Origin of the sequence: Coprococcus sp. HCN-4056, assembly GCF_037892645.1 — a bacterium.
Taxonomy (GTDB): domain Bacteria; phylum Bacillota; class Clostridia; order Lachnospirales; family Lachnospiraceae; genus Coprococcus; species Coprococcus ammoniilyticus.
On sequence record NZ_JBBKBL010000002.1, the window covers coordinates 552,209 to 562,738 of the forward strand.

Consider the following 10,530-nt stretch of genomic DNA (forward strand, 5'->3'; position numbering starts at 1 on the left):
AAAGCGGTTATGAATATCTATTCTTTTTTCGTAACCATCAGACATATTTTCTCATAAACCGTCAATTAAGTCTATACCAATTAATAAAAAATATCAATAAGTTTGTCTAAAAATTTGCCATGTTTTTAGATTCATATTATAATTATTTTGGTTTGCTTTTATCTTTTTAGATTTCGGTAAACCAATCCTACATTGTATAAAGAAAAGAGGAATACATATGCGTTTTATAGATCTACATGTCCATACAACTGCTTCGGATGGTTCTTTTACTCCATCTGAAGTGTGCCAGATGGCTCTTGATAAGGGACTTGCCGCTCTGGCGATCACCGACCACGATACGGTTGATGGAGTCCCGGAAGCAATCCGGTTCATGGAAAATCATCAGCCGGCCCCGGATACACAGGATCCTCTTCCTATGGAATTGATTCCCGGTATCGAACTTTCGTGCAACTATGGTTCACGTGAGATCCATATTCTGGGCTTCTATATGGACTATACCAATCCCGGACTTCTTGCTGAATTGAACGCTTTAAAAGATGCACGTTTTAATCGAAATGTGGAAATGTGCAAGCTGTTTCAGCGTGACGGCATCGATATGACCATTGAAAAACTTCAAGAGGGAAATCCGGATACAGTCATTACCCGTGCACATTTTGCAAGAGTTCTGATTGAGGACGGCATTGTCAAGAACAAGGATCAGGCATTTAAAAAATACCTTGGCGAAAAATGCAGATACTATCTTCCGAAACCGGAGGTCACATGTGAACGTGCTCTCTCGATCATCAACCAATATGGCAAATGTGCAGTTCTCGCACATCCATTACTCTATAAGCTTGGTTATAACCAGATTGAGGAATTACTGGACTATCTGAAACCACTTGGGTTAAAGGGCTTAGAAGCTTATCATTCTTCTAATAATTCCTATGAGAGCGGAAAGCTCCGGGCGATTGCAGACAGACATGACTTGTTTGTCTCCGGCGGTACGGATTTCCACGGTGTGATCAAACCGGACATCTCTCTCGGAACCGGTCGCGGCGGTATGCGGATCACCACAGGAATTCTGGACAATATTAAAGCGCATCTTTTTTGAAGAACAGAAAAAAATCTCCATATTCAGATTTTCTACTGAACATGGAGATTTTTCTGTTCTGACATCTTCTTATTAAAAAGATATTCTTTATTTCTTTTCCTTATCTTCTTCCACTACTGCTGCATTCTTCTTTTCAAGCTCAGCAACTGCATTCTTATGCATTGGAATACGACAGTTCTTGTTATTACCAAACTCAACAATGATAGTTGTGTCATCTACAATATCAAGGATTGTGCCATAGAAACCACTGGTTGTCATAATATTGTCACCCGGTTCCATCTGGTTATGCATTTCCTCTGTCTTAGCCTTCTGCTTCTTCTGTGGACGGATCATCATGAAGTAGATAATTGCAGCAAAGATCAGGATATATACAACGATAAACATTGTGCTGCCTGAACCTGAACCCGATGCTGTACTACTGCTTAAAACCATTCCTAATGTGTTCATAATATTCTCCTTCTAAACTTCATTTGATGTTAAACTCTCTATCATAGACTTTTTATACGATGCATATGAGCCTTCTTCGATAGCCTGTCTAATCTCTTTCATCATATTATTATAAAAATACAAATTATGCAAGACGCAAAATCTCATACCAAGCATTTCATTTGCCTTTAACAGATGTCTGATATAACCTCTGCTGTAATGCTGACATGCCGGACATCCGCAGCCTTCTTCAATCGGTCTGTCATCTGTCTCATATTTTGCATTCTTCAGATTCAGTTTTCCATGTTTTGTGTATACATGTGCATGTCGTCCGTTTCTGGATGGATATACACAGTCAAAGAAATCCACACCACGGTCAACTGCTTCGAGTATATTGATCGGCGTTCCGACACCCATCAGATAAACCGGCTTATTCTCAGGAAGATATGGCACGGTTACATCCAGAATATGATACATTTCCTCCGCTGTCTCTCCAACAGCCAATCCACCAATAGCATACCCCGGCAGATCCAGCTCTGCAATTCTTTTTGCATGGTCAATACGAATATCCTCATATACTGCGCCCTGATTGATTCCGAATAGCATCTGTTCCTTATTGATCGTATCCGGCAGGCTGTTTAAACGTGTCATCTCTGCCTTACAGCGCTCCAGCCAACGATAGGTTCTGGCAACCGAATTCTCCACATAAGAACGTTCCGCCTTTGCAGGTGCACACTCGTCAAACGCCATTGCGATCGTAGATGCAAGATTAGACTGGATCTGCATACTTTCCTCCGGTCCCATGAATATCTTGCGTCCATCTACATGCGAGTTAAATGTAACGCCTTCTTCCTTAATCTTTCGAAGTCCTGCAAGCGAGAACACCTGAAATCCGCCGGAATCCGTAAGAATTGGACGATCCCAATACATAAACTTATGTAAACCGCCCATTTTCTTCACAACCTCATCACCCGGTCTTACATGTAAATGATAGGTGTTTGATAATTCAATCTGACAGCCGATTTCTTTCAGATCTGTCGTAGCAACTGCACCTTTGATCGCAGCAGCAGTTCCCACATTCATGAATACAGGAGTTTCCACTGTACCATGAACAGTCGTAAAGGTAGCTCTTTTTGCTCTGCCATCTTTACAAATAATTTTATACATAATTACTCATTCTCCTTTAATATTCTTTCTCTATAATGCCCCAGTCTGAACGGAAATGCAACAGTTTCTTCTTATTAATTTTGTTCCTATCCATAATACGGTTGAAAATTGTAACATTTGTACCAAATATAATGACTATTTATTATTTACTCACTCTATTTTTAGTCATATTTACTTGTTTTTTATCAATTTTCATCGTCCTTTACCGAACCTTTACCGAAAAATATTGACTTTTTGTGCAATCTTCCTATAATGATAAACGGAAAAAAAATATTATAAATAAGAAGAGATACTACCATATGATTTTCAGGTATCTCTCAAGAAGGAGGAAACATGTTAGCATCCATCTTAGCAGTAACCATCTTCCTGGCTATGTTTGTGCTGATCGTTCTTGATAAGATCGAACATTATCTTATAACGCTGGGCTGTGGATTACTCACCATCATCTTTGTCCTTGGTATCTGTCTGCACAGTGGACAGGCTATCATGGAAGTGTTAAACGTTAAAAGCATTTTTACAACCAGCTTCTGGCATACAGTTGGACAAGCATCTGAAGATTCCAACGGTATCAGCTGGGCGACCATTATTTTTATCGCCGGTATGATGGTCATGGTTGAAGGTATGAAACGTGCAGGTTTCTTTACATGGCTCTGCATGCTGATTGCAAAGCTTGTACGATACAGAATTGTTCCAATTCTAATCACCTTTATGATCCTGTCAGCATTTCTTTCTATGTTCATTGCAAGTATCACGGTTATTCTGTTCCTTGCAGCTGTAACAGTAGAACTCTCACAATTATTAAAATTCAATCCGGTTCCAATGATCTTGGCAGAAGTCTTCTGCTCCAACCTCGGTGGAACTGCTACCGTCTGTGGTGATCCACCAAACATCATCATCGGTACCTCACTTGGATTTTCATTCTTTGATTTCCTGACAAATACAGGTGTATTTGTTCTTATTTCACTGGTAATTATGATTGTCTATTTTTATCTTGCTTTTCGTAAGGAATTAAAGCAAAATGAAGGTGGGGTTGATACCTCAACAATACCAAGTCCTTCAGAAGCAATTACAGACAAATCCGGATTTATCTTCAGCTGTGTTATTTTCCTGCTTTCTGTTGTTCTGCTTCTTACACAGACACAGACAGGGCTGACAGTTGCTGCGATTGGTGTTATAATAGCTATAATCACACTGATCTGTTCCGGCAGACATGGACTGGAACTTTTAAAGAAGATTGATTACAAGACACTCTTATTCTTTATTGGTTTATTTGTTGTCGTTGGTGGTTTGGAGCAGACCGGTATTCTGGAAGTCATTGCAAAATTCATCAAAAACGTCAGCGGTGGAAATATGTATATCATGGTTGCTATTATCATCTGGCTCTCAGCTATCTGCAGTGCCTTTATCGATAATGTTCCATTTGCTGCTACTATGGTTCCTGTTATCAAAGAACTTGCAGCAGGTAATGGTGGGGTTCTTGCCGTCCTTGCCTATTCATTAGCCATTGGTACAGATATTGGTGGAAATGCAACACCTATCGGTGCTTCCGCAAATGTTGTTGGTACTTCAGTAGCTGCTAAAGCAGGTCATCCAGTCGGATGGGGCGAATATTGTAAGAAGATGGCTCCTGCTACTATTCTTGTTATGATCATTTGTACACTCGGTGTATTTATTCGATATAACAGCGTCTTCTAAAAAACTTACATATTTTTAGGGAGGTTATAAAATATGGACAAACAGGTTATTATCACAATCGGTCGTGAATATGGAAGTGGCGGACATGTAATTGCTCAGGACATTGCAAAACGTTTTAATGTCCCATATTACAATCGTAATCTAATTGAAGAAGTTGCAAAACAGAATAATTTTGATACAGATAATATTAAAGACTATGATGAGTCACCTAGAAAATATCTGTTCTCTCGTACCGTTCAGGGATACAGCAATTCTCCGGAAGAGATTCTTGCCGGTCTTCAGTTCGATTTTATAAAAGAAAAGGCAGCATCCGGAGAATCCTTTGTAATTGTTGGCAGATGTGCCGACTATGTATTAAAGGATATGGATTGTGTAGCTTCATTCTTTATTGTTGCTGATAACGAAGCAAAGTTACAGCGTACTATGGAAACCAAGCAGTTATCCCAACGTGATGCTGAAGCTACGATCAAACGTCATGACCGTAACAGAAAAACATATTACAAGGATCACACTGATATGGAATGGGGCAACAGTAAGAACTATGATATGACGATCAATTCAACCGTCCTGGGCTTCAAAAAGACCGCCGATATCATTGAAGATTTTGTAAAAACAAAATTTGATCTGTAATTCCTAATTTACTGACAAAAACAAAGCCGGGTATGAAATATCATATCCGGCTTTCTGCTTTATTCATATCTCTCGTCAATTACACGTTTTGTTTTCTTTTCACTTCTTGGAAGCACCCCAATCTCTACAACCTTAACAAGTGGGGTAAATCCAATCCGACTCTTTACTCTCTCTGCAATACGCTTAGATAACTCTACGAAATCTACGCTTCCATCCGTCTCTACATAGATTCTCATTGTATCTTTTCCATCCAGATGGGAGATGCGAATCTGATATTCACTTGATAATTCAGGGAATTCCTTCAATACTTCTTCAATCTGGCTTGGGAATACATTTACACCCTTGATTTTCATCATATCATCCGTTCTTCCCATAATCACACCTAACCTTGGATGCTTGCATCCACATGGGCACTCTCCCGGAATAATTCTTGAAAGATCATGTGTACGATAACGAATCAGAGGTGCACCCTCTTTTACAAGCGTTGTTATAACAATCTCACCCATTTCGCCATCCGGAACCGGCTCTAAGGTTACAGGATCAAGAATCTCGATATAGATATAATCATCCCAGTAATGCATACCGTTGTCATATTTACAGCTGATTCCGATACCCGGTCCATAGATCTCTGTCAAACCATAGATGTCATATAATTCAATTCCCAGTTCCTCTGAGATACGTTTTCTCATCTTTTCGCCCCAGCGTTCAGAACCGATCACACCCTTCTTCAGGCAAATCTTATCTTTGATACCACGTTTCTCGATCTCCTCTGCAAGAAGAAGTGCATAGGAAGACGTCGAACAAAGGACAGTAGATTTCATGTCCTGCATCATCTGAAGCTGTTTATCCGTATTTCCCGGTCCCATAGGTATGACCATAGCACCCAACTTCTCTGCTCCATTCTGGAAGCCGATTCCTGCCGTCCAGAGTCCATATCCCGGTGTGATCTGAATACGATCCATATTCGTGATACCTGCAAGCTCATAACAACGCTTGAACATGATTGCCCAGTCATCTACATCCTTTGCTGTGTATGGAATAATAACCGGAAGTCCTGTTGTTCCTGATGATGAATGGATACGAACGATCTCACTTTCCGGTGCTGTCATTAAACCAAGTGGATATGCATCTCTCAGGTCTTTTTTTTCTGAAAATGGAAGCTTCTTAAAATCCTCTGGTGTCGAAATTCTTGTGATTCCTGCTTCCTCCAGCTTCTTTCCATAAAAACTTTCAGCCTTAATCAATGCTTCGATCTGTTTATTGACCTGACTGATCTGTAACTCTGAAATCTCCATTATTTATCCTCCAAACTTTCTATTTTATAAAATATTTTTATTGTATATAATCAAGTGCTCTGAAATTCAGCTCATGTAATTTTTCCGGCAATCTTTTTATCAAAGCCTGTTTGATATCTTCTTTTTCAAGTCCAAGCATACCGGTCGAGATTGCGGCTCCCAGCATCAAGACATTTAACACCTTTGCAGACCCAAGAGTTTCACATGCCTGATCTGTATCGATCACCAAAACCTGATCTACCTGTGTCTTCAGATATTCGATCATAGCTGCTCCGTTATAACCGGTCTTCGCCAGCGATGCTGTAACCGGCATAACCGCACGATTGCTGACAACTACTGCTCCGTTTTTTTTCAGATAAGGAAGCATCCGCACCGTTTCTCCCGGTTCAAATCCCAGGATCATATCTGCTGTTCCTTTTGCTATCATTGGTGAATACAGATTTTCACCCATTCTTACGTGGCTGAATACGCTTCCTCCGCGCTGTGCCATACCGATCGTTTCCGCACTCATAACCGGGATTCCTTTCTCCATAGCTGCGGCTGCGATCAGCTTGGATGCAAGCACCGTTCCCTGTCCACCGACACCACACAGAATAATATTCTTATTCATTATGCCTGCCCCCTTTCTTCTTGTCCGTCCCCGATTGCATGTACCGGGCAGAGTTGACTGCACAAAGTACACCCTGTACAGAGACTTTCATCGATACAAACCTTGCCTTCAAATGTGTAAAGTGCCGGACAACCGATCTCTCTGATACATTTCTGGCAACCTATACATGCATCTGTATCTATATGCATACATCTGGACGACTTCGTAATGGCTATACATGGAGATTTGAAAATAATTGCCTTCACACCCGGTTCTGCTGCAACACGCGCAACTGTCTGTACCGCTGCTTCATGCTCAAATGGATTGATCGTCTCTACTGTCTTAAGACCAATTCCCTTTAAGATACCAACAATATCAATCTTATTTACAATATCTCCCATCATCGTATGTCCGGTTCCAGGATGTGGCTGGTGTCCTGTCATAGCCGTCGTGGAATTATCAAGAACGATCAATGTCATATCTGCCTGATTATAAACCGCATTTACGACACCGGGAATTGCTGACGCGAAGAATGTAGAATCTCCAACAAATGCAAAACATGTCGTATCCGGTTCTGTATGATAAACACCCTGCGCAATTCCAAGCCCTGCACCCATACACAGACAAGTGTCAACCATATCAAGCGGCATGGCATTTCCAAGTGTATAACATCCGATATCTCCACAAAAGATTGTCTTCTTTCCCTTCATAGCGCATTTTACATCATAAAAGGAAGCACGATGAGGACAACCTGCACATAATACAGGTGGACGTACCGGAAGCTCCGGCATCTCTGCCAACTCTTCCGACTGATTGTTCTTTTCACCTGCGGTAAGCGCCTTGTACCGGTCTGCTGCAATACCCTGATCCAATAAGAACTGTGTGATACTGTCCTTTACACTGTCAATCGTGTTCTCACCTGAGGCTGCTACATGACCGGTCAGCTTACCATAGATCTTTACCGGGAGATGATATTTGCCCGCTATATAGGTAAGCGCACGTTCGATCACCGGATCTAATTCTTCCACACATAAAACTGCATCTAACTGTTCCAGATATTCAACTGCTTTTCGTTCCGGGAACGGAAACGGGGTCGCTACTTTAAATATCGCTATTTTTTCTGCATCGTCTCCCAGGGCTTCCATTGTATATGTATAATTGATTCCACCGGTTGCAATACCAAATCTTGTCTCTATCTTCCTGCTCACAACATTTCTGCCATATTCAGAAAAGGCATCCCCCAGCTCGACATTTCGCTTTTCAATATTACGATGTGCCTGAAAGGACAGCTTCGGGAAAATAACCCACCGTTTGGAATCTTTCACAAATCCCTCCGATTCATTCTTTTTGTATTCTGCTGCATCCTTTACTTCAATCGTTGCATATCCATGACACACTCTTGTTGTCGGTCTTAAAAATACCGGTGTTTTATATTTTTCCGAGTACTCAAAGGCCTCCTGTACCATTTCATAAGCTTCCTGTGCCGATGTAGGATCAAAGCATGGAACCTTTGAAAATGCTGCAAATGTTCGCGTATCCTGTTCTGTCTGTGATGAGATTGGACCCGGATCATCGGCAACCAGAATCACCATACCGCCTTTTACTCCCACATACTCCAGACTCATCAACGGATCAGATGCCACATTTAATCCGACCTGCTTCATTGTTACCATAACTCTCGCTCCTGAATAAGCAGCACCGGCTGCTACCTCCATGGCAACCTTCTCGTTAACCGACCATTCTACATAACAGTCATTTGTTCTGTTCTTTGCAACCGTCTCAAGTACCTCTGTCGATGGCGTTCCCGGATATCCGGAAATCAAATTTACCCCGGCAGCAATTGCCCCAAGCGCAATTGCTTCATTTCCCATTCGAAATTCCTTATGCATCTTTCTAACTCCTGTAATAATCTTGTGAATGATTTTTATTATAAATCTTTAAAATGAAATTCTTTCTTTCCTGTTGCATAATCATCTACAATCTGTCCACATCCAAACAGCTTGTATTTATAAGTAACAAGCCCTTCCAGACCAACCGGACCTCTTGCGTGGATCTTTCCTGTACTGATTCCAACCTCTGCACCAAAACCATAACGGAAACCATCCGCAAACCTAGTTGAACAATTCTGATAAACTCCGGCAGAATCTACCATCTGCATAAATAATTCTGCAGTTTCCGCATTTTCGGTAATGATACTGTCTGTATGATGGGAACCGTATTTATTGATATGTGCGATCGCATCATTTACCGTATCTACAATCTTAACAGAAACAATCAGATCCAGATATTCTTTGAACTCCTGTTCACCGATTGTCTCTCCGCCAATCAGATCTGTTACTTCCTTTGTTCCACGAAGCGTAATTCCATTTTCCTTTAATGCTTTTGCAAGAACCGGAAGAAATTTTCCTGCTATATCTCTATGGATCAACAAAGTTTCCACTGCATTACATGCTGCTGTATACTGGGTCTTTGCATCGATAATAATTGGAATCGCTTTATTTGGATCATAATCTCTATCTACATAAATATGACAGATTCCATCTGCATGTCCCATAACAGGAATCTTTGTATGATTCATAATATACTGAACGAAACTGTTCGATCCTCTCGGTATCAGAAGGTCAACCGTCTCATGACACGACAGAAGTTCATCAATCTCACTGTGCTGCTCTGCCTGAAGCATACAATCTGCCGGCAACCCTGCATCTATTATACTATCATGTATAATCTGAAACAGGATACGATTGGTATATGTTGTCTCCCTACCACCCTTTAGTATCGCACAATTTCCACTCTTAATACAAAGAGATGATATCTGAACAAGTGCGTCCGGTCTTGCTTCAAAAATAACTCCGATAACACCAATCGGACAGCTGACACGATTCAGAACTAATCCCTCATCCAACTGGCGTTTTAATGTCACCTTTCCTAATGGATCAGGCAGAGCAACTAACTGCTCAATTCCTTTTATAACATCTCTTAGTTTTCCCTCATCAAACTTCAAGCGTTTCTTCACTGCCTGTGCAATATGATCTTCTTCTGCCGCTGCCAGATCTCGTTTATTCTCTTCAAAAATCTTTGCCGCATTTGCCCTTAAATTCTCTGCAACCAGTAGAAGTGCTTTATTTCTCTGTTCTACCGAAGAAGCTGCCAGATAAGGTGCTGCCGCTTTCATTTTTATTGTTTCTTCTTTTATTCCCATACCTTTTTCAATAGCTGCCTGCTATTATCGTTCCTTTCTATTACAATACATCTGTAATTATTGTTCTTGTTTATCTGATATAATATATCAGATATATACCCTTTTTCGCACTGTTTATGTATGATTCACCATATCTATTTTATAGATTTATGTATGTAATTGCAATAAAAATACACAATCTTTTACCATTATATTAGTTTTTAAATACCATAACAGCCTTCAATATCCGGCTATCTAAGAATAACATGCCGTTGCTTTTTAATTTTTATATTTTACAATCTTTTATGAGGTACAGAATGATTATTTCATATTTCAAATTAATATTTATACACAAAAAAAGAAAGCGTTTTTTGACGCTTTCTTTTTTTAACTATTTCATGTACCTTCAGAATTTCATACAGAAAGTCTTGCGACTTCATTCTCTCCAATCTCTTTC

General features: G+C 40.4%; 9 protein-coding genes. 3 read left to right on the plus strand and 6 right to left on the minus strand.

Translation table 11 applies throughout. The features are described 5' to 3' along the window. Nucleotides 1–217: 217 nt before the first annotated feature. Entirely contained in the window at nt 218–1,090 is an 873-nt protein-coding gene (locus WKT03_RS05155; protein ID WP_340391061.1) for a PHP domain-containing protein, read from the plus strand. A gap of 87 nt (nt 1,091–1,177) precedes the next feature. Here WKT03_RS05155 and yajC read toward each other — a convergent pair whose 3' ends face one another. Then, nucleotides 1,178–1,537: a preprotein translocase subunit YajC gene (gene yajC, locus WKT03_RS05160; protein WP_118483809.1), complete on the minus strand. Its 360-nt coding sequence runs from the start codon at nt 1,535–1,537 to the stop codon at nt 1,178–1,180. A 12-nt stretch (nt 1,538–1,549) separates the two neighbouring features. Then, nucleotides 1,550–2,683, minus strand: a complete 1,134-nt coding sequence (gene tgt, locus WKT03_RS05165) for a tRNA guanosine(34) transglycosylase Tgt (RefSeq protein ID WP_008401543.1) — start codon at nt 2,681–2,683, stop codon at nt 1,550–1,552. 333 nt (nt 2,684–3,016) lie between these two features. On the opposite strand from tgt, the gene WKT03_RS05170 reads away from it, so the two are divergent. Continuing rightward, a complete protein-coding gene (locus WKT03_RS05170; protein WP_173789263.1) occupies nt 3,017–4,378 on the plus strand; it encodes an SLC13 family permease in 1,362 nt (453 codons plus the stop codon). Nucleotides 4,379–4,411: 33 nt separating this feature from the next. Next, nucleotides 4,412–5,008: a cytidylate kinase-like family protein gene (locus tag WKT03_RS05175; protein ID WP_008401539.1), complete on the plus strand. Its 597-nt coding sequence runs from the start codon at nt 4,412–4,414 to the stop codon at nt 5,006–5,008. A 59-nt stretch (nt 5,009–5,067) separates the two neighbouring features. Here the strand turns inward: WKT03_RS05175 and WKT03_RS05180 are convergent, their stop codons facing one another. Genes WKT03_RS05180 through proA form a run of 4 tightly spaced genes read right to left on the minus strand, consistent with a single transcriptional unit; the run spans nt 5,068 to nt 10,094 of the window. Then, complete coding sequence (locus WKT03_RS05180; protein WP_117784992.1) at nt 5,068–6,303, minus strand: phenylacetate--CoA ligase family protein; 1,236 nt, start codon at nt 6,301–6,303, stop codon at nt 5,068–5,070. A 37-nt stretch (nt 6,304–6,340) separates the two neighbouring features. Further along, a complete protein-coding gene (locus WKT03_RS05185) occupies nt 6,341–6,913 on the minus strand; it encodes an indolepyruvate oxidoreductase subunit beta (RefSeq protein ID WP_117784993.1) in 573 nt (190 codons plus the stop codon). Further along, the gene (iorA, locus tag WKT03_RS05190) at nt 6,913–8,781 is read right to left on the minus strand and encodes an indolepyruvate ferredoxin oxidoreductase subunit alpha (protein ID WP_117784994.1); all 1,869 of its coding nucleotides are present in this window, start codon (nt 8,779–8,781) and stop codon (nt 6,913–6,915) included. The genes WKT03_RS05185 and iorA overlap by 1 nt, the downstream gene beginning before the upstream one ends. A gap of 38 nt (nt 8,782–8,819) precedes the next feature. Then, the gene (proA, locus tag WKT03_RS05195) at nt 8,820–10,094 is read right to left on the minus strand and encodes a glutamate-5-semialdehyde dehydrogenase (RefSeq protein WP_340391062.1); all 1,275 of its coding nucleotides are present in this window, start codon (nt 10,092–10,094) and stop codon (nt 8,820–8,822) included. Nucleotides 10,095–10,530 lie beyond the last annotated feature (436 nt).